Here is a 24,587-nt window from a genome sequence, read left to right as displayed (position 1 = left end):
CAAAAACGCGCCAATTGGCGCGTTTTTTTATGTCTGTAAAACCCCCTCATCCCGACCTTCACCCTGAGGGAGAAGGAGACAATCAGGGTATTTTCAGCTTACTTCAGCAAGTCCGGGAACAGGGTCTGTTTCAGAGCCAGTTCCACACCGCGTACTTCAGCCAGACCTTTCAGGCGGCCAATTGCTGAATAACCAGGGTTGGTTTTCTTGTGCAGGTCGTCAAGCATCTGGTGGCCGTGATCCGGACGCATTGGGATCGGACGCACATCACCGGCATTTTTACGACGCTGTTCTTCAGTCAGAATCGCTTTCACCACCGCAACCATGTTCACATCACCTTGCAGGTGCGCGCCTTCATGGAAGGTTTTCGGGTTATCTTCGCGGCAAGTTGCGCGCAGATGGGTAAAGTGAATGCGATCGCCGAAGGTTTCAATCATCCGCACCAGGTCGTTATCAGCGCGAACGCCATAAGAACCGGTACACATGGTGAAGCCGTTATAAATGCTGTTGACGGTTTCTTTCAGCCACTGCATATCTTCAATGGTAGAAACGATACGCGGCAAGCCAAGAATTGGACGCGGTGGATCGTCCGGGTGAACTGCCAGACGCACGCCAACTTCTTCTGCTACGGCAACAATCGCACGCAGGAAGTACGCCATGTTTTCGCGTAATTGATCTTTGCTGATGCCGTCATATTCCGCCAGACGCGCACGGAATTGGTCCAGGGTGTAACCCTCTTCCGCACCGGGTAAACCGGCAATGATATTGCGGGTCAGTTTTTCTTTTTCGGCATCAGACATATTGTTGAAGTAGTCCAGCGCCTGACGCTGCTCTTCTTCGCTGTAATCCGCTTCAGCGCCTTTGCGCTTCAGGATGTGCAGCTCAAATGCCGCAAAGGCAATCTGGTCAAAACGCAGGGCTTTTGAGCCATCTGGCAATTCATATTCCAGGTCGGTGCGCGTCCAGTCCAGAATTGGCATGAAGTTGTAGCACACGGTGTCGATGCCACATTCTGCCAGGTTACGAATGCTTTGTTGGTAGTTTGCGATATGCTTATCGTAGTCACCGGAGTGAGTTTTAATTTCTTCGTGCACCGGGATACTTTCTACTACAGACCAGGTCAGCCCTTTCGCTGCCAACACGGCTTGACGCTCTTTAATGTCAGCAACCGGCCACACTTCGCCATTTGGGATGTGATGCAGAGCAGTAACGACACCGGTCGCGCCCGCTTGACGCACATCATCCAGAGATACCGGGTCTTTTGGGCCATACCAACGCCATGTTTGTTCCATCGACAGTTCCTCAGTTAAGTTGTCATACCAATTATAAATGCTGTATTGACTACTACCATACCGGATTCTTCTTTTCGGTCAATTTTTGCGGTGATATTGGTTGATCCAGCTCACATTAAAGGGATAAAGCCAGCACACCAATTTAATTTGTTGTCATATAACTTTAGACTGCGCAATGTTACTAATTCGTTAATCAGGATTTACAATTATGAATACAATTGCTTCGGTCACGCTCCCCGCCAGCGTTCAGCAGCCACGCTATGATCGCAAAGCGTTAAAAACCCGCATCGTCCATTTTGGTTTTGGCGCATTTCATCGTGCACATCAGGCGCTGTTAACCGATCGGGTACTCAATAAATTGGCGGGCGATTGGGGCATTTGTGAAATTAGCTTGTTCAGTGGCGACAAACTGATGAGCGCGCTGCGGGCCCAGGATCATTTATATACCGTGCTGGAAAAAGGCCGTGACGGTAACCAGGCAATTATTATTGGTGCGGTGAATGAGTGCCTGAACGCAAAACTTGATGGCCTTGATGCAATCATTGAGAAGTTCTGCGAACCGCAGGTGGCGATTGTTTCCCTGACTGTGACTGAAAAGGGTTATTGCATCGACCCGGCGACCGGAAAACTCGACAATAGTAACGAACGAATTATTCACGATTTGCAAAATCCTGCCGAGCCCCATTCTGCACCAGGCATTCTGGTGGAAGCACTTAATCGCCGTCGCGAGCGCGGGTTGTGTCCCTTTACCGTACTTTCCTGCGACAACATTCCCGACAACGGCCATGTCGTTCGCAACGCGGTGATTGGCATGGCAGAAACGCGCAGCCAGGAGTTAGCCGACTGGATCCGTGAGCACGTGACCTTCCCAAGCACCATGGTCGACAGAATTGTCCCTGCGGCAACGCCGGAATCACTGCAAGAAATCACCGATGCCTTAGGCGTAGAAGATCCGTGTGCGATTTCAGGCGAACCGTTTATCCAGTGGGTGATTGAAGATAACTTTGTCGCTGGCCGCCCGGCATGGGAAGAAGTGGGTGTTGAGATGGTCGACGACGTGATGCCATGGGAACAAATGAAGCTGCGCATGCTTAACGGCAGCCACTCTTTCCTCGCGTATCTCGGCTATCTGGCGGGCTATCAGCACGTCAATGATTGTATGGCTGATAACAATTTCCGCCTGGCTGCGCATCGCTTAATGATGCAGGAACAAGCGCCGACACTGCGCGTGACTGGCGTCGATTTGCAGCAGTATGCACATAAGTTACTCGACCGTTTCGAAAACCCGGCGCTGAAACATCGCACGTGGCAAATCGCGATGGACGGTAGCCAGAAACTGCCGCAACGTATGCTGGAAAGTGTGCGCTGGCATCTCCAGCAAGGTGATGAATGGCCTTGTCTTGCACTGGGCATCGCAGGCTGGATGCGTTATGTCAGCGGCACTGATGACGCTGGCAATGAGATTGATATTCGTGATCCGCTGGCCGGAAAAATAAAAATGCTGGTTGAAGGCAGCACTGCTGAAGAACGGGTACTCGCCCTACTCAACCTGCATGAAATCTTTGGTAGCGACCTGCCTGTTGATGAACAATTTGTTGCCCGTATCCAAATTGCGTGGAGCGAATTATGCAACCTCGGCGCGCGCGAAGCAGTAGCAAAACTGGTCGATTAATTTAACGATCTATGCCCTTAAACGCGCTGAACAAGGAAGCGAGGCGCGTTCAGTCTTCCTTTTTTCATCAATATTGTTCAGGATTGTGATCATTCAATCACGTAAGGTTTACTAAACCTGTCCGGAGCACCTGTGACTAAAACCAACCTTATTACCGGCTTTCTCGGTAGCGGCAAAACCACCACCATTCTGCATTTGCTGGCCAATAAACCTGAGCATGAAAAATGGGCTGTGCTGGTGAACGAATTTGGCGAAGTCGGCATCGATGGTGCATTGTTAGCTGACAGTGGCGCATTGTTAAAAGAAATCCCCGGCGGTTGCATGTGTTGCGTGAATGGTTTGCCAATGCAAGTTGGCCTGAACACGTTGCTACGCCAGGGTAAACCCGACCGTTTGCTGATTGAACCAACCGGCCTCGGGCATCCCAAACAAATCCTTGATATGCTGACCGCTGAAGTTTACCAACCGTGGATAGAGCTCAACGCCACGCTCTGCTTGCTGGATCCTCGCCAATTGCTTGATGAACGCGCAATTAATAATGATAACTTCCGCGATCAGCTGGCTGCCGCCGATATTATTATTGCCAATAAAGAAGACCGGGCCTGCGATGAAAGCCGCAATGCATTGGCCGAATGGCAACAGCGCGAAGCTGCGGGGCGTGAAATTATTGCAGCGAGTAACGGCAACATCGACATCCGTCTTCTCGATAGACCACGTATAAATCTCCGCGAGCTTCCTTCCAGCCCTGAACACAGTCACAGCCACGCCGCATCAAAGGGGCTTGCCGCGTTAAGCCTGCCGGAGCATCAACGCTGGCGACGCAGCATTAATAGTGGCCAGGGTTATGTTGGTTGCGGTTGGATTTTTGATGCCGATACACTTTTTGACACTGTCGGGATTCTGGAATGGGCCAGACTTGCCCCCGTCGACCGCGTGAAAGGTGTGCTGCGAATTGCGGAAGGTCTGGTGCGCATTAACCGCCAGGGACTTGATTTCCATATTGAAACGCAAAATGTCGCACCACCGGACAGCCGCATCGAGTTAATTCATAGCGGTGAAGTTGACTGGAACGCACTGCAAACTTCCCTGTTGAAGTTACGTTTAAGTTTGTAAGTCTACCCTTTCGCCCTTTGTTAAAATGCCTCGTGATATTGTATGAAAAATCTTCGATTATCGGCAATCCTGGCGCTGAACGCGCTGGGTTTAGCCCTATTTTTTAGTTGGTATCTACCCCCAGGCCACGGCTATTGGTTCGTAATCGATTCAAACATTTTCCATTTCTTTAACCAGGCGCTGGTTAAGAGCCATACCTTTTTGTTACTTGTTGCTGTGACCAATAATCGGGTGTTTGATGGTATTTCGTTATTAGCGATGGGTTCACTGTTTTTCAGCTTCTGGCGTAAAGAATCAGCCACCGGTCGCCGCCGCATGTTCATCATGGGGATTGTGATGCTATTTTGCGCAGTGATTATTAATCAGCTCGGCCATTTGATTCCGGAATCTCACGTCAGCCCTTCGCTGTATTTCACCGATATTTATCGCGTCAGTGAATTGCTGCATTTCCCGACGAAGGATGCTTCCAAAGACAGTTTCCCTGGCGATCACGGGTTAATGTTGCTGATTTTCACTGGCTTCATGCTGCGCTATTTCGGCAAAAAAGCGTTTGGTATTGCCGTTATTATTTTCCTGATTTTCATGATGCCACGCATGATGATTGGCGCACATTGGTTTACTGATATCTTCGTAGGCTCGCTCTCTATTGCGCTTGTTTGTTTGCCATGGGTGCTATTAACCCCAATAAGCGACGGGTTAATTAGTCTGTTGGATCGCTATTTACCGGAACGCTCCAATACAAATAATTAACATCTGAAAAACACGAATGAATCCCAATCATCAGAGAATGGAATGAACTCTGATGATTTTTCATCTCGCCATCAAAAAAGGCTAATATTTAACCTTTACATTTCCCCACAAAAATGAAGTGATTGCACATATAAACACCAATTACGATTAACAAATGAGCAATATTCTTTATCGTTTATTAACATCACAATTTCTTATAAAAAATCAGTGAAAACCACTCGCCACGTCTGTGTTGATAGGGTACCCTCGGATACGTTTTGTGCTTAAAGCCAAATCATTCTCAGTGTGAATAAATTTGTGCGTCATGCCACAGTTTTGCGTATAAGCAATTGTTTCATGGCGTTCAGGTAATTAGTCTCGTCACGTTGGCATTTTGCATAACGATATTTATCGTTAAGGACTTCAAGGGATAACAAACATAATGGTCAAATCTCAGCCTATTTTGAGATATATCTTGCGGGCGATTCCCGCAATTGCTGTGGCAGTAATGCTGTCAGCATGTAGTTCGACAAACACCGCAAATATGCATTCTGAGACGCATGCAGTCGGCAATAAAGATGGTTTTTTACTGCAAGCTTCTCAGGATGAATTCGAAGAGATGGTCCGTAATGTAGATGTGAAAACACGTCTCATGGATCAATATGCAAGCTGGAAAGGCGTTCGTTATCGTCTTGGCGGCAGCAATAAAAGCGGTATTGATTGTTCAGCATTTGTACAACGCACATTCCGCGAACAATTTGGTTTAGAGTTGCCTCGTTCAACTTCTGAACAACAGGACTCAGGTAAATCGATTTCACGTAATAAATTACGTACTGGTGATTTAGTTCTGTTCCGTGCAGGTTCGACCGGTCGACATGTTGGTATTTATATCGGCAACAATCAGTTTGTACATGCTTCCACCAGCAGTGGTGTGACGATTTCAAGCATGGACGAACCGTACTGGAAGAAGCGTTATAACGAAGCCCGACGCGTACTGAGCCGCAGTTGATGCGGTTCTTGCAGACAGTTAATCCCTTGGCTGTTTGCAAGAAAACAATTCGACGAGACAAGAAGCGCTGCCCAGGCAGCGTTTTTTATTGTCTGAAATTCAGTAAGTTCTAACAGTAAACGATTCCAAAATGATCATAATTTCCGTTAGAAACTTTATGACGCAATGGCAGTTTTTGCGTTATAGTCCAAAAAAACGCAAATAAACCATAAGTCTCTTGCGCTTGCAGGAACCCGTTATCCATGTTTTCGAAGAATATATTTTCACGCTACTTTACCTCTATCCGGCAAATTGCCGCCTTCAGTATTTTGGCGGGTATCCTTGCTGCGCTATTGATTGGTGGAATAACCAGCCTCACGCTACACAGTAAGCGTGAAGCCAGTTATGACATGCTGACGCAAGATATACGTGACTATCTAAGCCGCTTTTTCAATGAACTTCAGTCCACCACCAGCAGTATCCAGCCGTTAACGCTTTCTGATTGCCATCAAGTTGCGGGTGAACTCACCTCGCGAGCCGCCTTTAACGCCAACGTCCGCGCCTTTGTGTTAGTGCGAAATGGTGAAGCTTACTGCTCTTCCGCAACGGGCAGCATGCTGATGGATATGCACCAAATCGTCCCTGACATCGATCTTAATCAAAGCGTCGATATTGATATCCTGCACGGCACGCCAATGATGCCCGGCAAACCGACAGTTACCGCATGGTTTAAAAACCCGGTGATTGCTGGCCGCGGCGTTTTCGCTACTCTGAATGTTGACCTCACGCCTTATTTATTATTCAGCACTCGTCAAAGCGATTTGGTTTCGATGGCGATTATCGTCGGCAATAAAGCACTAACCACGCAATCCAACAACGTAATGAATGTGTCAGAGTTGCCAACGCACCCTACACGCATCATTACTCTTCAGAATTACCCCATCAAATTAGCGCTATATGGTGAAACCTGGCCTGCTGAAGACATTCAAATATCCATTCTTACAGGTTTAGTTTTCGGCATACTGAGCAGTGCGTTATGTGCCTGGTTGCTTACTGTGCGCCTACGTTCAGGAAAAGAGATTCTGACCGGCATTAAACGCGGGCAATTCTCTGTGGTGTATCAACCCGTCGTGAATGCCAAAGAGCTTAAGATGTCCGGGGTTGAAGTGTTGATGCGCTGGAACCATCCTATTGCCGGCCCCATTCCTCCAGATGCATTTATCGCCTTTGCAGAAGCCCAGCAATTGATTGTTCCCCTCACCCGCCACTTGTTTGAACTGATCGCGCGGGATGCCAAAAAACTCCAGCATGTTTTACCGCCCGGTGCACGACTTGGTATCAATCTCGCGCCCAGCCATTTGCACTCGCCAACCTTCAAAGAAGATATTCAAGCTTTTGCCGCCTCGATGCCCCCTCATCACTTCCAGTTGATTTTTGAAATCACCGAACGCGATATGGTTAAAGAAAATGAAGCCAGTTGCCTGTTTACCTGGATGCACGAGCAGGGATATGAAATTGCTGTCGATGATTTTGGAACAGGACACAGTGCACTAATCTATCTCGAACGCTTTAAACTGGACTATCTCAAGATTGATCGTGGCTTTGTTAACTCGATCGGCTTTGAAACCGTCACCTCTCCGGTGCTCGACGCCGTGCTTACTCTGGCACGTAAACTCAGTATGACCACCGTCGCCGAAGGGGTTGAAACCCGTGAGCAAGCCAAATGGTTGATTGACCAGGGGGTGAATTACTTACAGGGTTACTACTTCTCCCGCCCTCTCACCTTTGAGCAATTGCAGGAATGGGAAGGCCAGCAAAAAGAGTACCAAGAGCTTACATAAGAAAGGACAGCACAGATGCAGCTTGAAGTCTGACGGGTATAACTTATGATTCATCATCATGAAGTTATTATGCGGTGGCGTGTTACCTGAGAATTGATATTATTTTGGGATAAAATAATGAGGTAATATCTCCGCTCTGACAAGGATAGGCCCATAGATGTTTGCCCGCGCCTTTGCTTTGCTAAGCCTTTGCCTGATTGCGACCTCAAGCCAGGCTGAAAACATCAAGGAAAGCTATTCCTTCGCCGTGTTAGGTGAACCTAAGTACGCCATTAACTTCACGCAGTTTGATTACGTCAACCCCGCAGCCCCAAAGGGCGGAAACATCACACTGTCGGCGATTGGCACCTTTGATAACTTCAACCGTTATGCGCTACGCGGCAATCCTGGCGTGCGTACCGAATCCTTGTACGACACGCTTTTTACCACCTCAGATGATGAGCCTGGCAGCTATTACCCGTTAATCGGTGAAATGGCGCGCTATCCCAGCAATTTTGCCTGGGCTGAAATTGAAATTAATCCCCGCGCACGTTTTCATGATGGGACGCCCATCAAAGCCAGCGATGTCGCTTTCACTTTCAATAAATTCATGACTGAAGGTGTGCCGCAGTTTCGCCTGATTTATAAGGGCGCAAAAGTTAAAGCCATCGCGCCGTTAACGGTGCGCATCGAGCTGGCGGACCCCAGTAAAGAACGGATGCTGGGGCTATTCTCGCTCCCGGTGTTCCCTGAAAAATTCTGGAAAGATCATAAGCTCAGCGACCCGCTTTCTGCTCCTCCGCTGGCCAGTGGCCCTTATAAAATAACGGCATGGCGCATGGGGCAATATATTACCTACTCCCGCGTCAGAGACTATTGGGCTGCCAATTTACCGGTAAACCGTGGTCGCTGGAATTTCGACTCCATCCGTTACGACTACTACCTTGATGATAATGTCGCTTTTGAAGCTTTTAAGGCCGGAGCCTACGATTTTCACATCGAAGCAAGCGCAAAGAATTGGGCGACACGCTATACCGGAAAGAACTTTACGAATCATTTCATTATAAAAGAAGAACGGCCCAACGATGCCGCTCAGGACACACGCTGGCTGGCATTTAATATCCAGCGCCCGATCTTCGAAGACCGAAAAGTCCGCGAAGCGATTGGCCTGGCGTTCGATTTTGAATGGATGAATAAAGCGCTGTTTTATGGGGCCTACAATCGGGCGAATAGTTATTTCCAGAACACAGAATATGCCGCGCGGGATTACCCGAATGCCGATGAATTGACGATCCTGGCCCCCATGAAAGAGGACTTACCGCCAGAGGTGTTTACCACTATCTACAACCCACCAAAATCCCGCGGTGATGGCTTTGACCGTGACAACCTGCTCAAAGCGCTGAACTTGTTGAAAGATGCTGGGTGGGAACTCAAAGACCAGAAGCTCATCAATATGAAAACTGGGAAACCGTTTAGCTTCGAGTTGTTGATTGGCACCACCGGCAACACCCAGTGGGTTTTACCGTTCCAGCATAATTTACAACGCCTGGGGATCACAATGGAGGTGCGTCAGGTGGATAACTCGCAGCTCACCAATCGCCTGCGCAGCCGTGACTACGACATGATGCCGAGGGTTTACAGCGCCATGCCTTACCCTAGTGCGGATGTGCAAATTTCATGGGCCTCAGAATACATCGACTCCTCTTACAATGCGCCGGGAGTAAAAAGCCCGGTAGTCGATAAACTGGTCTCTCAAATTGTGGCGCATCAAGGTGACAAACAAAAACTGCTGCCATTGGGGCGTGCACTGGATCGTGTGTTGACATGGAATAATTACATGATTCCGATGTGGTACATGGCAGCAGACCGCTTCGCCTGGTGGGGAAAACTCTCCAAACCTGCCATCCATCCGTTATACACAACCGGCTTTGACACCTGGTGGTATGACGTCAATAAAGCCACTCAATTACCAGAAAACCGGCGTTAAGGGAACCCATGGGAAGTTATCTGTTACGTCGCTTGCTGCTGATAATCCCGACACTGTGGGCGATTATCACCATCAATTTTTTCATCGTACAGATTGCACCTGGTGGCCCAGTGGATCAGGCTATCGCAGCGATTCAATTTGGCCGCGACGCAGGGGTCCCGGGTTTGACGACGGATAACATGGGGAGCGGTCATGCTCGAGTCGGTGTGGGTAACGTTGGCGACAGCCAGTACCGTGGCGCGCGTGGCCTCGACCCGGAAGTGATTGCTGAAATCACTCACCGCTACGGTTTCGATAAACCGATTCATGAACGCTACTTCAAAATGCTCGGCGATTATCTGCGTTTTGACTTCGGCGACAGTCTGTTCCGCAGCGCTTCGGTTTTGCATCTGATCAAAGAAAGCTTGCCGGTTTCTATCTCGATTGGTTTGTGGAGCACCTTAATTATCTACATGGTGTCGATCCCACTGGGGATCCGCAAAGCCGTTAGCAACGGCAGCAGTTTTGATATCTGGAGCAGTACATTAATTATTATTGGTTACGCCATCCCCGCATTCCTGTTCGCTATCTTGCTGATTGTTTTGTTTGCTGGTGGGAGTTACCTGGATTGGTTCCCGCTGCGTGGCCTGGTATCGACAAATTTCGATACCCTGCCGTGGTATGGCAAAATCATTGATTATCTCTGGCACATCACATTACCAGTATTGGCAACAGTGGTGGGTGGCTTTGCGACCTTGACGATGCTGACGAAAAACTCGTTCCTTGATGAAATTCGCAAGCAGTATGTGGTCACTGCACGAGCCAAAGGGTTGGATGAAAGTAAAATTCTCTACCGCCATGTGTTCCGCAACGCGATGCTGCTGGTGATTGCAGGTTTTCCTGCCACGTTCATCAGTATGTTTTTTACCGGCTCGCTGCTTATCGAAGTGATGTTCTCACTAAACGGGCTGGGTTTATTGGGCTATGACTCCACCATTTCCCGCGACTACCCGGTGATGTTTGGCACCTTATACATTTTTACCTTAATAGGTTTGCTGCTCAATATTCTGAGCGATATCACTTACACGCTGGTTGATCCGCGTATTGATTTCGAGGGCCGTGGATGAGCCATTTAAGTCCTGTCAATCAAGCCCGCTGGGCACGGTTTCGGCAAAATAAGCGCGGCTATTGGTCACTATGGATTTTCACGTTTCTCTTTTTGCTCACGTTAGGTTCCGAACTGATAGCCAACGATCGCCCGTTGATTGTGCATTATCAGGAACGGCTTTATTTCCCGTTTATCGCCAGCTACAGCGAAAGCGATTTCGGCGGCCCTCTGGCAACACCTGCCGATTATCAGGATCCGTGGCTTACGCAGCAGCTGAGTCAAAAAGGGTGGGTGCTGTGGGCACCGATCCGCTTTGGCTACAATGCGATTAACTTTGCCACTTCTGTCCCCTTTCCTTCACCACCGAGTAGCCAAAACTGGCTGGGGACGGATGCCAACGGCGGAGATGTGCTGGCGCGGATCCTCTATGGCACCCGCATTTCTATCCTGTTCGGGCTGATGCTGACACTGTTTTCCAGTGTCATTGGGATACTTGCCGGTGCGGTTCAGGGCTATTACGGCGGGCGTGTGGATTTGTGGGGCCAGCGGTTTATCGAGGTTTGGTCAGGCATGCCGACGCTATTTCTGATAATCCTGCTTTCAAGCGTTATCCAGCCGAATTTCTGGTGGCTACTCGGCATTACCGTACTGTTTGGCTGGATGAGTCTGGTCGGCGTGGTGCGCGCTGAATTTTTAAGGACCCGAAACTTTGATTACATTCGTGCCGCTCAGGCGATGGGTGTGAGTGACTGGTCGATAATCACGCGCCATATGTTGCCAAACGCCATGGTCGCCACGCTGACATTCCTGCCATTTATTCTGTGCGGTTCGATTACCACCCTCACCTCACTGGATTTCCTCGGCTTTGGGCTACCGCTTGGCTCACCGTCACTCGGTGAGCTGTTGTTGCAGGGGAAAAATAATCTTCAGGCTCCGTGGCTTGGCATCACTGCATTCCTCTCGTTGGCCATCTTGCTGACACTCCTTATTTTTATCGGTGAAGCAGTGCGCGACGCCTTCGACCCGAGCAAGGTGTACTGATATGACAACCCCGCTGCTTTCCATCAGTCATCTGTCTGTCGCTTTCCGTAGCGGCGATACCGTCCGGCAAGTGGTGGACGATTTATCCCTTGAGGTGAATGCCGGTGAAACGCTGGCGCTAGTTGGGGAATCGGGTTCCGGAAAAAGCGTTACCGCGTTATCGGTGCTGCGTTTATTGCCAGCCCCTCCGGTTGTCTACCCTGCGGGTGAGATTTTCTTTAAGGGTCAGGAGCTACTCCACGCACCTGAACGCACACTTCGCGGTGTGCGTGGCAATAAAATCGCCATGATTTTTCAGGAACCAATGGTTTCGCTCAATCCACTTCACAATATTGAAAAGCAGCTATATGAAGTGTTATCGCTGCATCGTGGCATGCGCCGTGAAGCCGCTCGCGCGGAAATGCTGACCTGCCTGGATAGAGTAGGGATTCGTAACGCGGCAAACCGTTTATCCGATTTCCCCCACCAGCTTTCCGGCGGAGAACGCCAGCGCGTGATGATTGCCATGGCGTTGTTAACCCGCCCGGAATTGCTGATTGCCGACGAACCGACAACGGCGCTGGATGTCACGGTGCAGGCTCAAATTCTGCAATTACTGAAAGAGCTCAAGCAAGAGCTGAATATGGGACTGCTGTTCATCACCCATAATCTGAATATCGTCAAAAAGCTGGCGGATAACGTCGCCGTAATGCGTAACGGAAAATGTGTTGAGCAAAACTCGACGATGAGATTGTTAGCCTCACCGCAGCATCCTTACACCCAACAATTGCTAGCCGCAGAACCAGGGGGAAACCCGCGACCCGTCGATGAAACCAGCACGCCACTGTTAACGGTTCGTGATTTACAGGTTGCCTTCCCGATTCGCCGTGGGCTACTCAGGAAAACCGTCGGCCACCACTATGGGATTAAAAATCTGAGCTTTGCGCTGCGCGCGGGTGAAAGCATCGGTCTGGTTGGGGAATCCGGTTCGGGGAAAAGCACCACGGGGCTTGCGCTGTTGCGCCTGATCCACTCCAGCGGAGAGATCTGGTTTGACGGAAAACCGCTGCACTCTCTCAATCGCAAAAAGCTGCTACCACTGCGTAACCGCATCCAGGTCGTCTTTCAGGACCCAAATTCGTCGCTTAATCCACGGCTCGATGTTTTGCAGATCATTGAAGAGGGTTTGCGCGTCCATCAGCCTGCGTTAAGTGCAGCCGAACGTGAGCAGAAAGTGAGCGTTGCCATGCAGGAAGTGGGGTTAGATCCACAAACGATGCATCGCTATCCAGCAGAATTTTCTGGCGGGCAAAGACAGCGGATTGCGATTGCCAGAGCGCTCATTTTACAACCGGAATTGATGATTCTTGATGAACCGACATCATCTCTGGATCGTTCGGTACAAGCGCAAATTCTGGCACTGCTGAAGTCGTTACAAGAGAAGCATCAGTTGGCCTACATTTTTATCAGCCATGATTTGCGCGTGGTGAAATCGTTATGCCATCAGATTGTGGTATTGCGACAGGGAGAGGTGGTCGAGCAAGGAGCCTGCCAGCAAATTTTTGCTGCACCCCAGGCGGAATACACACGCCAGTTACTTGCACTTGCCTGACTCGCAGATTTTAGAGTCAAAAAGGATTCGCGCTGGAGAAAGACTCAGCAATAGCAACACCAAAATTTTTCAGTCGGCAAGTTGCTGCAAGCTCATCCTGACGATTCACAAATAAGCACGGCTCACCTTCACATTCCACGACCGAAGAATCTACTTCGATATCTCGCAATGCGAGGCTTAATTTATGCATTGTTGGCCATGCAGAATCGCTGTTATCGCTCAACAATTTGAGACCAATCAGGCAATTTTCAGCGCTCTGCCCGCTTTGCGGAATCGGTTCAACTCGGGAACCTGCAAAACCCGCCAACCAACGATAGCGGTGTGGTAAGCGATGAACGATGGAAAGTTGTAACGTATTCACTGTGGTATCCCCAAAAGAATCCAAAATTATTTCACAAACGATTTACATAAAAGGTTAACACAATGTTGATGTTTTGTGTGTAAACAACCTCGAAACCGCTTACATCCGTTGTAATTATTTGTCTACCATTTCATATTTAACGTTTAATTTTTGTGGTGCTGCACACGTTTCGGCGCTATATGTAACGCTTTCCACGATGTAACTCAACCTTTTTAACCACAAAGCTGTGACTTTTTATTGTCGATGCGTTTACATTTGAGAAACAAATTGTAGGCGCTTATGGGAGAATTTCGTTGATTTGGATTAAAGAACGGGTATCTGGCGATACCCGTTTTTGGACTTTAGGATTTTGTCGCGGCGAGTCGAGGACGGCTGGCGTAGAGATAAAAAACGATTGAGCATGTGGCGCACACCGCAATCGACCAAATCATTGGCCATGCGGAGTTAAAGCTTGCGATTGATAACAGCGCGCCGGTTAACGCACCAATACCAAAACGGAACGTGCCAGCCAGCGACGACGCCGTTCCTGCCATATGTGGGAATTCATCGAGAATAACCGCCATCGCATTTGACGACACCATCGAAACACAGCCAACAAACACCGCAATGCCCAACACCATTGACCAAAAACCTAGCCCCAGCCCGGTGCTTAGCACCAGCCAAATTGCCATGGCAAATTGCACGAACAACCCGAAGCGGAACATCGCCAGTGGGCCAAAACGGCGCACAAAGCGACTGTTAATCAGGGTCATCACAATCAAGAACACGATGTTAAGCGCGAAGTAATAACCAAAGTGCTGCGGCGCAACGTGATTGAGTTCGATGTAAACAAACGGCCCAGCGCTCAAAAATGAGAACATCGCCGCAAAGCTAAAACCACTTGCCAGCATATAGCTCAAAACGCGTTTGTGGCGGAACAAAGTCGCGAAGTTGCCTATCGTGGTGCGCAAATGGAACTTCTGACGCCGCTCAACCGGCAACGTTTCATGAATCATGAAGAAGATCATCGCCGATGCCAGCAGAGCCGCTAACGCCAGAATCCAGAAGATAGCGTGCCAGCTAAACCACACCAGCACTGCCCCGCCAACCATTGGCGCAACCAGCGGCGCAATGGTGGTTATCAGCATGACGAATGACATCATGCGCGAGAACTCTTCTTTCGGGTAAATATCGCGCATCAGCGCGTTAATCACCACACTGGCCGCTGCCGCTGACAGACCATGCAGAAAACGCATGGCAATCAGATGGTCAATCGTTTGGGAGAGCGCGCAAGCAATCGCCGCCGCCGCAAAGATTAGCGTACCGCCAAGCACCACCGGCTTACGCCCAATGCTGTCCGCCATCGGGCCATAAAAGAGCTGGCCTATCGCGAAACCAAGAATATAAGTACTCAGCGTCATTTGCGCGCTGCCTGCTGGCACGCCAAATTCCGAGGCGATGACCGGCAAAGCCGGTAAGTACATATCGATTGATAGCGGCATCAACATGGCCAGCAGGCCAAGGATAACCACGATACCAATTGACGAATTTTGCTTACTACTCAACGCATCCTCCCGGAATCAACGCGGCGGCATGCCTACGCTGGCAATTTCTTCTTCGGTTAATGGGCGATATTCACCCGGTGCAAGATCCGCATCCATCGCGATGGCGCCAATGCGTTCACGGTGCAAACCAACCACATGGTTACCCACGGCGGCAAACATACGTTTTACCTGGTGATAACGCCCTTCGCTGATGGTCAAACGCACTTCCAGCGGAGTAATCACTTCAAGTACCGCAGGCAGCGTCAAATCTTTTTCATTATGCAGTTGAACACCCGCGGTGAATTGTTCTGCTGTGTCATCGGAAACTGGATTCTCAAGCGTCACCAGATAGGTTTTTTCACAATGATGGCGCGGAGAAGTAATACGGTGTGACCATTGGCCATCGTCGGTCATCAGCACCAGTCCGGTGGTGTCAATATCCAGACGCCCGGCGGCATGCAGTTTGTGCGCCATTGGCTCATCAAGGAAATACAGCACGGTTGGATGGTCCGGATCTTCGGTGGAACAAACGTAACCCTGTGGCTTATTCAGCATAAAATAGCGAGGGCCGTTTTGCTGGGTCAACGAGCGTCCGTCGAACTCAACCTGATGTTCAGGGTTCAGTTTGAAAGAGGCATCACGCACCACTTCGCCATCAATAGTGACACGGCTGGCACGGATTTCACGGCCAGAAATAGCGCGGCTCACGCCAAGCTGCTGAGAGATAAATTTATCGAGTCGCATTAAAATATTGCCTGTTTCATAGAGGTGCCAGCACAAAACGGCTGACAGGGCATTCGCCCATTTTATAAGGGTATAAATCGTTTGCCTGTTAATTAGTTTGCCAGTATAGCGGGATAGAAAAGTCTCTCAAGGTAAAACCCCGATTCATGCCATAATTGAGCGCGTTATTTCCCTAAATCAGAGTCACGATGTCTTTTACACTCCGCCCCTACCAACAAGAAGCCGTTGAGGCCACCCTCGCCCATTTCCGCAAACACATCACACCAGCGGTGATTGTATTGCCGACGGGTGCGGGAAAAAGCCTGGTGATTGCTGAGCTTGCCCGAGTCGCTCGCGGACGGGTGCTGGTGCTGGCACACGTCAAAGAACTCGTGGCGCAAAACCATGCGAAATATCGTGCACTTGGTCTGGAAGCCGACATTTTTGCCGCGGGTCTGCAACGTAAAGAGAGCCACGGCAAAGTTGTTTTCGGTAGCGTACAGTCAGTGGCGCGCAATCTTGAGCAATTCCACGGCGAGTTTTCATTACTTATTGTCGATGAATGCCACCGTATTGGTGATTCTGACGATAGCCAATATCAGCAAATCCTCACCCATTTACGCACCGCCAATCCTAAGCTACGCCTGTTGGGGTTGACCGCTACACCTTACCGTCTGGGGAAAGGCTGGATTTATCATTTTCACTATCACGGTATGGTGCGCGGCAACGAAAATGCGCTGTTCCGCGACTGCATTTACGAATTACCGCTGCGCTACATGATTAAGCACGGCTATTTAACACCGCCGGAACGCCTGGATATGCCGGTGGTGCAGTACGATTTCAGCCGTTTACAGTCGCAATCCAATGGTTTGTTCAGCGAAGCGGATCTTAACCGCGAGCTCAAACAGCAAAAACGGATTACGCCGCACATCATCAGCCAGATTATAGAATTTGCCGCCGACAGGCGCGGTGTGATGGTTTTTGCCGCAACCGTTGAACACGCCAAAGAAGTCACGGCTCTGTTACCCGTAAATGATGCGGCACTGATTACCGCAGATACCCCAGGCCCTGCCCGCGATACATTAATAGAAGCGTTTAAAAACCAGCAATTCCGTTTTCTGGTCAACGTTTCAGTGCTTACTACCGGATTTGACGCACCGCATGTCGATTTAATTGCCATTCTGCGCCCAACGGAATCGGTCAGTCTTTATCAGCAAATTGTCGGTCGCGGGTTGCGCCTGGCGCCCGGTAAAAAGGATTGTTTGATTCTGGACTACGCCGGGAATCCTCATGATTTGTTCACACCGGAAGTGGGTGCGGCGAAAGGCAAAAGCGACAATGTGCCGGTACAAGTTTTTTGCCCTTCCTGTGGTTTTGCCAACACCTTCTGGGGAAAAACCACCAGCGACGGCAAATTGATTGAGCACTTTGGTCGCCGCTGCCAGGGCTGGTTTGAAGATGATGACGGTACGCGCGAACAGTGCGATTACCGTTTCCGCTTTAAAAATTGCCCGCAATGTAACGCGGAAAATGATATTGCCGCGCGGCGCTGCCACCAGTGCGCGAGTGTTCTGGTCGACCCGGACGATATGTTAAAAGCCGCGCTGAAATTAAAAGACGCGCTGGTTCTGCGCTGCGGCGGCATGACGCTGCAACACGGTGGCGATGAAAAAGGCGACTGGCTGAAGATTACCTATTTTGATGAAGACGGCGCCGATGTCAGCGAACGGTTCCGCCTGCAAACACCCGCCCAGCGTATGGCGTTTGAACAGCTGTTTATTCGCCCTCACAGCCGTGCGCCTGGCGTGCCGCTGCGCTGGATAAACGCCGCCGATGTGGTCGCTCAGCAATCAGCGCTTCGCCACCCGGACTTTGTCGTGGCACGCAAGAACGGAAACTTCTGGAACGTGCGGGAAAAGGTATTTGATTACGAAGGACGCTTCCGTCGCGCGAATGAATTGCGTGGCTAAAGGTTCTTTTCATTGAAGCCAGAGCCAGATATGGCTATAATCCCGCCCGCTTTTGCATCCGCAAAGCAGAACGTTTACCTGTTGCTGGGTCGCCTGTAACAGGATTATTTAAGAGAGAAACAGTTAATGTTTACTATCAATGCAGTAGAACGCAAAGAGCAGGGCAAGGGTGCGAGCCGCCGCCTGCGTGCAGCTAACAAATTCCCGGCAATCATCTATGGTGGTTCCGAAGCTGCGATCTCTATCGAACTGGATCACGACAACGTAATGAACCTGCAAACTAAACCAGGTTTCTACGAAGAAGTTCTGACTCTGGTTGTAGACGGTAAAGAAGTTAAGGTTAAAGTTCAGGCTGTTCAGCGTCACCCGTTCAAGCCAAAACTGAACCACATCGACTTCGTTCGCGCTTAATCGCGAATTTAGCTCGAAAAAAAACCCGCTTCGGCGGGTTTTTTTATGACTATTTGCCAGAGCTGCGACGCTGTAACTGATCGCGCAGATTAGGCGGCGTGCCTTTAATGGTCAGCGTATCGGTCGCAGGATCCCAATAAATGCGCTCGCCCAATAACATGGCGTCAAAGCTAATCGTTAACCCACCACCGCTACCGGCGAATTTGGTTAACTGGCGCAGCGTACTGCGGTCGGCCGGGAAACTCTCTTCAAGTTCATAGCCTTTATCCGCGGTGAACTGCTGGAAGTTTTTGTCATCGACAGCCCATGGTAACTCATCCGCAAGCGAAGAAAGTTCAATCTCTTCACCTGCCTGAAGTTGCTCGTTGCAGTAAGCATAAACCTGCTGACGCGCGGCCTGACGATCGTTTTTATCCAGTTGCGCTTCGTTGGTAAAGTCGTCCAGCGCTTGCAACAAACCTTTGTTCTGCGCTTTGGCGTTTAAACCTTCGCTGGCTCCCAGGAAATCCATGAAGAAATCGGCAACTTTGCGCCCGACTCGCCCTTTCAGGAAAGTCAGGTAACGAGTCGATTCCGGATTGGTTTCCCATTCGGTCAAATCAATACGCGCCACGATATCGGCGTGGTTGATGTCCAGATGGTGCGTGGAACTGATATCCAGCTCTTCGTTGACGCGCATGCTGCTTAAATTATTAAGCACGGCGACCAGTAAATATTCCACCGCCAAATAACGGTATTGGCAAAACAGCACAATGCCGCCATCAGCAAACGGATATTTGGCCAGTTCATCACGCAAGCGACCGGTCGCTGCACGGCTGAACGCCAGGAAATCCTCGTCGCCTTTACGCTGTGAACGTAACGCTTCGGCTAATTCACTCTCTTCGCTGAACAGGCCATATGCTTTATTTTTCGCACTGTAGACACGGTGCAATTCGGCCATCATTTCTTCTACGGCGCCGTTCGTTGCCAACAGAGAATCGCGCAGCACAACTTCAAGTGTCTCTTCGCCGCGCTTGATCAACTGGTGTAAGGCAATCTGGTTGATATCCAGACTCATGATAAACTCTCCTTTTAGACTCGGCGGTATTCAACCATTGCCGGAAGCCTTGTGCAATAGAAGATAAAAAAGCAGAAAACCAAGTCTTCCTACGGTAAGATAACGCCCTTTCCTGAATCTAACTGATTGTTAATTTATGCCACAAATATCCCGTTATAGTGACGAACGCGTCGAAGAACTGTTGAGTGAACTGGCTAGCGTACTGGAAAAGCACCAAACGCCAACCGATCTTTCCCTGATGGTGCTGGGAAATATGGTCACCAACCTGATTAATACCAGCGTGGCTTCAGCTCAACGCCGCTCGCTGGCTCGCTCTTTCGCAGAGGCGTTGCAAGCCTCCGTGAGCGAAGACAAAGCTCAATAAGGGATTCTAGTTACACGTTATGGTGACTAACCGTCAGCGCTACCGCGAAAAAGTTTCCCAGATGGTCAGTTGGGGACATTGGTTCGCCCTGTTCAATATCCTGCTGGCAACGCTGCTGGGTAGCCGCTATCTGTTTGTCGCCGACTGGCCGACAACGCTCACGGGTCGTATTTATTCCTGGCTGAGTGTTATCGGCCATTTCAGTTTTGTGGTTTTCGCCACCTATTTGCTGATCCTCTTCCCGCTGACATTCATTGTCATGTCGCAACGTTTGATGCGATTTTTCTCGGCAGCACTTGCCACCGCTGGCATGACGCTGCTACTCATCGACAGTGAAGTCTTTACTCGCTTCCATCTCCACCTTAATCCGATTGTCTGGGAACTGGTGATTAACCCCGACCAGAGTGAGATGGCGCGTGACTGGCAGCTGATGTTTATCAGCGTGCCGGTGATTTTATTGATAGAGATGCTGTTTGCAACCTGGAGCTGGCAAAAACTGCGCAGCCTCGGGCGGCGCAAGCATTATGCTAAACCCGTCGTTACGCTGTTTTTTGTCGCCTTCTTTAGCAGCCACATTATGTATATCTGGGCGGATGCGAACTTCTATCGCCCGATTACTATGCAGCGCGCCAACCTGCCGCTCTCTTACCCGATGACGGCCCGCCGATTCCTTGAAAAACATGGCCTGCTGGATGCGAAAGAGTACCAGCGTCGCCTCGTGGAACAGGGTAATCCTGAAGCCGTTTCGGTACAGTATCCGCTGAGTGACCTGCAATTCCGCGATATGGGAACGGGCAATAATGTCTTGCTGATCACCGTCGACGGCCTGAATGCCGAAAGTGTGCAGAAAACTCTGCCGAATCTGAGCCAGTTCGCCAGCAACAATATTAACTTCACTCAGCATATGAGCGCGGGTAATGGCACCGATAACGGCATCTTTGGCCTGTTCTACGGTATCTCACCGGCCTATATGGACGGTGTTTTATCTGCCCGCGTCCCTGCCGCATTAATTACTGCATTGAACCAGCAGGGCTATCAATTGGGGCTTTTCGCCTCCGATGGCTTCGACTCTTCAATGTATCGCCAGGCGTTGTTGTCCGACTTCTCTTTGCCTTCTGCGCAAAGCCAGTCTGACACACAAACCGCCTCGCAATGGATTAACTGGCTGACGCAATACGCATCTGATGACAACCGCTGGTTCTCCTGGGTTGCCTTTAATGGCACAAACATCACGGCAGACAGTAATCAGCAAGCCTTTACTCGTCGCTATTCTCGCGCAGCAGGCAACGTTGATGAGCAAATTAAGCGCGTACTTGACGCACTTGATGCGGCCGGGAAACTCCAGAATACGGTAGTGATTATTACCGCAGGTCACGGTGTGCCGCTGGGTCAAGAGCAGGATTCCTTCGCCTGGTCACGCTCACGCATTCAGGTGCCACTGGTTATCCATTGGCCTGGTACTCCGGCACAAACCATCGCCAAACTCACCGATCATCAGGATGTGATGACCACGCTGATGCAGCGCCTGCTACACGTCAAAAACCCGGCAAATGAGTACTCACAGGGTGAAGACCTGTTTGCAGCAACTCGACGCAATAACTGGGTCGTGGGTGCTGACAATAACAGCCTCGCGATTACGTTACCGACCATGACGCTGGTGCTGGATAACAACGGCAACTATCGGATGTACAATTTGAAAGGCGAAGCGATTAAAGAAACCAAGCCGCAGCTGGGATTATTACTGCAAGTACTGACCGACGAGAAACGCTTCATCGCCAATTGATTGCTTATTTATTAGCCAGTTAGCAAAAAGCTGGCTTGCAAACAATCATGAAATAAGTAGTATTATTTGGCAGTCGGCACGTAGCGCAGCCTGGTAGCGCACTGTCATGGGGTGTCAGGGGTCGGAGGTTCAAATCCTCTCGTGCCGACCAGAATACTTTGATAGGTCAAGGGGTTAATCGAAAGATTAGCCCCTTTTCTTTATCTGCAATACTTCCGGCAACCAGGGTCACTTAATATAGGAATCCAGCACTTTCAATATCACCTCAAGATCTTCCTCGCGCTTCACCTCGTCACTCTCATGAACAATGTGTTCAGCAAGATGACCTTTGATCACCTCTCGCATTAAACCGTTAACTGCGCCACGTATAGCCGCAATCTGTTGTAGTACGGCGGCGCATTCATGCGGTTCATCAAGCATTTTTTTTAGTGCTACAACCTGGCCCTGAATTTTATTTGTACGTGCTTTTAGTTTTTGTTTATCCCGGATGGTATGCGACATACAAAGGCCTCAATAAGTGAAGTACAGATAAGATTGTATCATTGCCAATCTACTGGGGGGTAGTATTCGGTACTGGGGGGGAGTAGAATCGCAGCGCTTATAATAAATGACTAAGAAACATTCTCATGAACGATTTCTCAACACTGATTCAGCAAGGTAACGCCTGGTTTTTCATCCCCAGCGCGATTTTACTAGGCGCATTACATGGCCTTGAACCCGGTCATTCCAAAACTATGATGGCGGCTTTCATCATTGCGATTAAAGGGAGTATCAAGCAGGCTGTGATGCTGGGAGTGGCAGCGACCGTTTCGCACACCGCTATCGTCTGGCTAATCGCGTTTGGTGGGATGTATCTCAGCAAGCAGTTTACCGCTGAATCTGTTGAACCATGGTTACAGTTAATCTCCGCGTTTATTATTCTGGGAACAGCAATCTGGATGTTCTGGCGCACCTGGAAAGGAGAACAACTCTGGAAACTTGAGCAACAGACAGAGCACCACTCGCATGATGAATCCAGAATCATCAATACGGGTCACGGGCGCGTTGAGCTTTCAATTTTTGAGGAAAATCAGCCCCCGCAATGGCGTTTACGCACGTTGTCTGGCAACAAATGGCAAGCGAATGAGGTTTCACTGACAACTCATCGTGGTGCAGGAACATTTTCGCAAGTGTTCGATTTTGTTGATAAAGGCGACTTCTTAGAATCTAAGCACCCTATCCCTGAGCCCCACAACTTTACTGTTCGCCTGTCTTTAGGTCATCAAGGCCATGTGCATGATTACAACGTCGCGTTTCATGAACACGATCATTCAGCACTGGAAGGCCTGGATGTGGGCTCTAAAGAGTATCAGGACGCGCACGAACTGGCCCATGCGAACGACATTAAACGCCGCTTTACCGGCCAGGAAGTGACAAACTGGCAAATATTATTATTCGGACTCACTGGCGGCTTAATTCCCTGCCCTGCTGCTATTACCGTGCTACTTATTTGTATCCAGTTAAAGGCATTCACTCTGGGAGCGGCAATGGTGGTCTGTTTCAGTATTGGCCTTGCATTAACTCTGGTCACTGTAGGTGTTGCCGCTGCGGTGAGCGTGCAACAAGCAACGAAACGCTGGAGCGGTTTTAGCACCATAGCCAGAAGAGCGCCTTATTTCTCAAGCGCCCTGATAGCAATGGTTGGCCTGTATATGGGCATACACGGTTACGCCGGGATCACAAACTGATGTTGATCGGGAAAAACGTTTTGCTCGCCACAACGCTTTTCCACTTACCTGAAGGACGTTGTCTAATGCCAGCTATGCCCTATTTGACCATCCGCAAATCTGACCAACGCGTGGTATAGCGCGGCGAAAGCATCGCTCTTTTCATTTTCCACGGTTGCTCAATTCCTTGCCCTGCAAAATAGAGCGCTCCTTTACCTGCCTTCTTATTAATACTGTCTATCGCCTGCATCAGTGCTTCGCTATTGACCCTTGGCGGGTTTTCATCGAACAGATTGAGCTGCGCAACCCCCTGGCTAAAAAAGTCGCAGAGCATAATCCCGGCTTTTTGATAGTGATAGCCGTTTCTCCAGATAACGTTCAGGCAACGTGTAGCCGCGGCGATAATATCGCGGGTGTCCTGCGTGGGGGTTAGCAGTTTGACCGTAGCCCGGTTGCTGTAGTAGGGCTCATTGACTGAGAAAGGTGACGTTTTGACAAAAGCAGAAATGTGGCGGCAATACTGGTGCTCGGCTCTGAGTTTTTCTGCGGCGCGCACTGCATAACTGCAAATCGCCTGACGCATGTATTCGTACTCCGTCACCCGTTCACCAAACGAGCGAGAACAGATAATTTCTTGTTTCGTCGGCATAAACTCTTCAAACCCCAGACACGATTCCCCCCGTAGTTCGCGTACCGTGCGCTCAAGCACCACACTGAAATGTTTGCGGATAAAACGCGTGTCAGTCTCCGCCAATTGCAACGTATTCTTGATCCCCATCGCGTCGAGTTTTTTACTGATTCGACGGCCAACTCCCCAAACTTCATTAACCGGTAATTTCGCCATCAGTTTGCGCTGGTGTTCAACACTGGATAGGTCAACCACGCCATCCGTTTGCAGTTGCCACCGCTTAGCCGCGTAATTGGCTAGCTTAGCCAGTGTTTTTGTCTGGGCTATCCCCACACCAACAGTTAAATGCGTACGCTGTAAAAGAGTGGTACGTATTTCTCGGCCAAATTCCGCTAGATTGAGACAATGGCTTACGCCCGAAAAATCACAGAACGCTTCGTCAATAGAGTAAATCTCCACGCGTGGGCAAATTTCTTCCAGCGTCGTCATAACCCTTTCAGACATATCAGCGTACAGCTCGTAATTGCTGCTGAAAACAATAACCCCATTTTGCCGGAAGAGCTCTCTGTGCTTAAAGTAAGCGCCCCCCATTTGTACACCACAGTTTTTGGCCTCGGCGTTACGAGCAATAACGCATCCATCGTTGTTGCTTAAAACAACCACCGGTTTACCTTTCAGATCCGGCCTGAATATGGTTTCACAACTGGCGTAAAAACTATTCACATCAACCAGGGCAAACAT

The 24,587-nt window shown here is 49.7% G+C and carries 21 protein-coding genes and 1 tRNA gene; 15 read left to right on the top strand and 7 right to left on the bottom strand.

What is annotated here, in order from left to right:
- Nucleotides 1–98 precede the first annotated feature (98 nt).
- Entirely contained in the window at nucleotides 99–1,292 is a 1,194-nt protein-coding gene (uxuA, locus tag MNO13_RS07355; protein WP_064544970.1) for a mannonate dehydratase, read from the bottom strand.
- Between the two features lie 208 nt (nucleotides 1,293–1,500).
- Between uxuA and MNO13_RS07350 the strand changes: the two genes are divergently transcribed.
- The 9 genes from MNO13_RS07350 to yejF all read left to right on the top strand — a co-directional run bounded on the left by MNO13_RS07350 (nucleotide 1,501) and on the right by yejF (nucleotide 13,320).
- Nucleotides 1,501–2,964 (top strand): mannitol dehydrogenase family protein, encoded by a 1,464-nt coding sequence (locus MNO13_RS07350; RefSeq protein WP_121815215.1) that lies wholly within the window; start codon nucleotides 1,501–1,503, stop codon nucleotides 2,962–2,964.
- A 132-nt stretch (nucleotides 2,965–3,096) separates the two neighbouring features.
- Nucleotides 3,097–4,077, top strand: coding sequence for a CobW family GTP-binding protein (locus MNO13_RS07345; RefSeq protein ID WP_133521939.1), 981 nt, complete (start codon nucleotides 3,097–3,099; stop codon nucleotides 4,075–4,077).
- Nucleotides 4,078–4,119: 42 nt separating this feature from the next.
- The gene (locus tag MNO13_RS07340) at nucleotides 4,120–4,827 is read left to right on the top strand and encodes a phosphatase PAP2 family protein (protein WP_064544964.1); all 708 of its coding nucleotides are present in this window, start codon (nucleotides 4,120–4,122) and stop codon (nucleotides 4,825–4,827) included.
- 421 nt (nucleotides 4,828–5,248) lie between these two features.
- Nucleotides 5,249–5,815, top strand: a complete 567-nt coding sequence (gene mepS, locus MNO13_RS07335; protein ID WP_064544962.1) for a bifunctional murein DD-endopeptidase/murein LD-carboxypeptidase — start codon at nucleotides 5,249–5,251, stop codon at nucleotides 5,813–5,815.
- A 242-nt stretch (nucleotides 5,816–6,057) separates the two neighbouring features.
- Entirely contained in the window at nucleotides 6,058–7,635 is a 1,578-nt protein-coding gene (locus tag MNO13_RS07330) for a cyclic di-GMP phosphodiesterase (protein WP_064544960.1), read from the top strand.
- A gap of 157 nt (nucleotides 7,636–7,792) precedes the next feature.
- Entirely contained in the window at nucleotides 7,793–9,601 is a 1,809-nt protein-coding gene (locus MNO13_RS07325; RefSeq protein ID WP_241939690.1) for an extracellular solute-binding protein, read from the top strand.
- 8 nt (nucleotides 9,602–9,609) lie between these two features.
- Nucleotides 9,610–10,707, top strand: coding sequence for a microcin C ABC transporter permease YejB (locus MNO13_RS07320; RefSeq protein WP_064544956.1), 1,098 nt, complete (start codon nucleotides 9,610–9,612; stop codon nucleotides 10,705–10,707).
- Nucleotides 10,704–11,729 (top strand): microcin C ABC transporter permease, encoded by a 1,026-nt coding sequence (locus tag MNO13_RS07315; RefSeq protein ID WP_121815211.1) that lies wholly within the window; start codon nucleotides 10,704–10,706, stop codon nucleotides 11,727–11,729. The genes MNO13_RS07320 and MNO13_RS07315 overlap by 4 nt, the downstream gene beginning before the upstream one ends.
- Before the next feature lies 1 nt (nucleotide 11,730).
- A complete protein-coding gene (gene yejF, locus MNO13_RS07310; protein ID WP_241939689.1) occupies nucleotides 11,731–13,320 on the top strand; it encodes a microcin C ABC transporter ATP-binding protein YejF in 1,590 nt (529 codons plus the stop codon).
- 16 nt (nucleotides 13,321–13,336) lie between these two features.
- On the opposite strand, the gene MNO13_RS07305 is transcribed toward yejF, so the two are convergent.
- The 3 genes from MNO13_RS07305 to rsuA form a co-directional block, all read right to left on the bottom strand.
- Entirely contained in the window at nucleotides 13,337–13,681 is a 345-nt protein-coding gene (locus tag MNO13_RS07305) for a YejG family protein (protein ID WP_064544949.1), read from the bottom strand.
- A 341-nt stretch (nucleotides 13,682–14,022) separates the two neighbouring features.
- Nucleotides 14,023–15,225 carry a Bcr/CflA family multidrug efflux MFS transporter gene (locus MNO13_RS07300; RefSeq protein WP_064544947.1) on the bottom strand — a complete coding sequence of 401 codons (1,203 nt, stop codon included), beginning with the start codon at nucleotides 15,223–15,225 and terminating at the stop codon, nucleotides 14,023–14,025.
- A gap of 15 nt (nucleotides 15,226–15,240) precedes the next feature.
- Entirely contained in the window at nucleotides 15,241–15,948 is a 708-nt protein-coding gene (gene rsuA / locus MNO13_RS07295) for a 16S rRNA pseudouridine(516) synthase RsuA (protein WP_064544945.1), read from the bottom strand.
- A gap of 188 nt (nucleotides 15,949–16,136) precedes the next feature.
- On the opposite strand from rsuA, the gene radD reads away from it, so the two are divergent.
- Together radD and rplY are read left to right on the top strand one after the other, a co-directional pair.
- Complete coding sequence (radD, locus tag MNO13_RS07290; RefSeq protein WP_241939688.1) at nucleotides 16,137–17,897, top strand: DNA repair helicase RadD; 1,761 nt, start codon at nucleotides 16,137–16,139, stop codon at nucleotides 17,895–17,897.
- Between the two features lie 126 nt (nucleotides 17,898–18,023).
- The gene (gene rplY / locus MNO13_RS07285) at nucleotides 18,024–18,308 is read left to right on the top strand and encodes a 50S ribosomal protein L25 (RefSeq protein WP_064544941.1); all 285 of its coding nucleotides are present in this window, start codon (nucleotides 18,024–18,026) and stop codon (nucleotides 18,306–18,308) included.
- Nucleotides 18,309–18,357: 49 nt separating this feature from the next.
- Here the strand turns inward: rplY and yejK are convergent, their stop codons facing one another.
- Nucleotides 18,358–19,365, bottom strand: coding sequence for a nucleoid-associated protein YejK (gene yejK, locus MNO13_RS07280; RefSeq protein WP_064544939.1), 1,008 nt, complete (start codon nucleotides 19,363–19,365; stop codon nucleotides 18,358–18,360).
- Nucleotides 19,366–19,501: 136 nt separating this feature from the next.
- Between yejK and MNO13_RS07275 the strand changes: the two genes are divergently transcribed.
- The 3 genes from MNO13_RS07275 to MNO13_RS07265 all read left to right on the top strand — a co-directional run bounded on the left by MNO13_RS07275 (nucleotide 19,502) and on the right by MNO13_RS07265 (nucleotide 21,663).
- Entirely contained in the window at nucleotides 19,502–19,729 is a 228-nt protein-coding gene (locus tag MNO13_RS07275; protein ID WP_064544937.1) for a YejL family protein, read from the top strand.
- Between the two features lie 19 nt (nucleotides 19,730–19,748).
- The gene (gene yejM, locus MNO13_RS07270; protein WP_064544935.1) at nucleotides 19,749–21,512 is read left to right on the top strand and encodes an LPS biosynthesis-modulating metalloenzyme YejM; all 1,764 of its coding nucleotides are present in this window, start codon (nucleotides 19,749–19,751) and stop codon (nucleotides 21,510–21,512) included.
- Nucleotides 21,513–21,586: 74 nt separating this feature from the next.
- Nucleotides 21,587–21,663: transfer RNA gene (locus MNO13_RS07265), tRNA-Pro, on the top strand.
- A gap of 77 nt (nucleotides 21,664–21,740) precedes the next feature.
- On the opposite strand, the gene rcnR is transcribed toward MNO13_RS07265, so the two are convergent.
- Entirely contained in the window at nucleotides 21,741–22,013 is a 273-nt protein-coding gene (rcnR, locus tag MNO13_RS07260; RefSeq protein WP_064544933.1) for a Ni(II)/Co(II)-binding transcriptional repressor RcnR, read from the bottom strand.
- 125 nt (nucleotides 22,014–22,138) lie between these two features.
- Here rcnR and MNO13_RS07255 point away from each other — a divergent pair, with 125 nt between their 5' ends.
- A complete protein-coding gene (locus tag MNO13_RS07255; RefSeq protein ID WP_064544931.1) occupies nucleotides 22,139–23,239 on the top strand; it encodes a nickel/cobalt efflux protein RcnA in 1,101 nt (366 codons plus the stop codon).
- A gap of 79 nt (nucleotides 23,240–23,318) precedes the next feature.
- Here the strand turns inward: MNO13_RS07255 and MNO13_RS07250 are convergent, their stop codons facing one another.
- On the bottom strand, nucleotides 23,319–24,587 hold the full coding sequence (locus tag MNO13_RS07250; protein ID WP_241939687.1) for a Y-family DNA polymerase: 1,269 nt from the start codon (nucleotides 24,585–24,587) through the stop codon (nucleotides 23,319–23,321).

Origin of the sequence: Buttiauxella ferragutiae, from assembly GCF_022637515.1 — a bacterium.
GTDB classification, from domain to species: domain Bacteria; phylum Pseudomonadota; class Gammaproteobacteria; order Enterobacterales; family Enterobacteriaceae; genus Buttiauxella; species Buttiauxella ferragutiae.
This window is presented reverse-complemented; position numbering and strand designations above follow the sequence as displayed.

Bases quoted from the DNA above. Each gene is read 5' to 3' on its own strand.
- uxuA (WP_064544970.1), bottom strand. From the start codon at position 1,292: ATGGAACAAACATGGCGTTGGTATGGCCCAAAAGACCCGGTATCTCTG.
- MNO13_RS07350 (WP_121815215.1), top strand. From the start codon at position 1,501: ATGAATACAATTGCTTCGGTCACGCTCCCCGCCAGCGTTCAGCAGCCA.
- MNO13_RS07340 (WP_064544964.1), top strand. From the start codon at position 4,120: ATGAAAAATCTTCGATTATCGGCAATCCTGGCGCTGAACGCGCTGGGT.
- mepS (WP_064544962.1), top strand. From the start codon at position 5,249: ATGGTCAAATCTCAGCCTATTTTGAGATATATCTTGCGGGCGATTCCC.
- MNO13_RS07330 (WP_064544960.1), top strand. From the start codon at position 6,058: ATGTTTTCGAAGAATATATTTTCACGCTACTTTACCTCTATCCGGCAA.
- MNO13_RS07325 (WP_241939690.1), top strand. From the start codon at position 7,793: ATGTTTGCCCGCGCCTTTGCTTTGCTAAGCCTTTGCCTGATTGCGACC.
- MNO13_RS07320 (WP_064544956.1), top strand. From the start codon at position 9,610: ATGGGAAGTTATCTGTTACGTCGCTTGCTGCTGATAATCCCGACACTG.
- MNO13_RS07315 (WP_121815211.1), top strand. From the start codon at position 10,704: ATGAGCCATTTAAGTCCTGTCAATCAAGCCCGCTGGGCACGGTTTCGG.
- yejF (WP_241939689.1), top strand. From the start codon at position 11,731: ATGACAACCCCGCTGCTTTCCATCAGTCATCTGTCTGTCGCTTTCCGT.
- rsuA (WP_064544945.1), bottom strand. From the start codon at position 15,948: ATGCGACTCGATAAATTTATCTCTCAGCAGCTTGGCGTGAGCCGCGCT.
- radD (WP_241939688.1), top strand. From the start codon at position 16,137: ATGTCTTTTACACTCCGCCCCTACCAACAAGAAGCCGTTGAGGCCACC.
- rplY (WP_064544941.1), top strand. From the start codon at position 18,024: ATGTTTACTATCAATGCAGTAGAACGCAAAGAGCAGGGCAAGGGTGCG.
- yejK (WP_064544939.1), bottom strand. From the start codon at position 19,365: ATGAGTCTGGATATCAACCAGATTGCCTTACACCAGTTGATCAAGCGC.
- MNO13_RS07275 (WP_064544937.1), top strand. From the start codon at position 19,502: ATGCCACAAATATCCCGTTATAGTGACGAACGCGTCGAAGAACTGTTG.
- yejM (WP_064544935.1), top strand. From the start codon at position 19,749: ATGGTGACTAACCGTCAGCGCTACCGCGAAAAAGTTTCCCAGATGGTC.
- rcnR (WP_064544933.1), bottom strand. From the start codon at position 22,013: ATGTCGCATACCATCCGGGATAAACAAAAACTAAAAGCACGTACAAAT.
- MNO13_RS07255 (WP_064544931.1), top strand. From the start codon at position 22,139: ATGAACGATTTCTCAACACTGATTCAGCAAGGTAACGCCTGGTTTTTC.
- MNO13_RS07250 (WP_241939687.1), bottom strand. From the start codon at position 24,587: ATGTTTGCCCTGGTTGATGTGAATAGTTTTTACGCCAGTTGTGAAACC.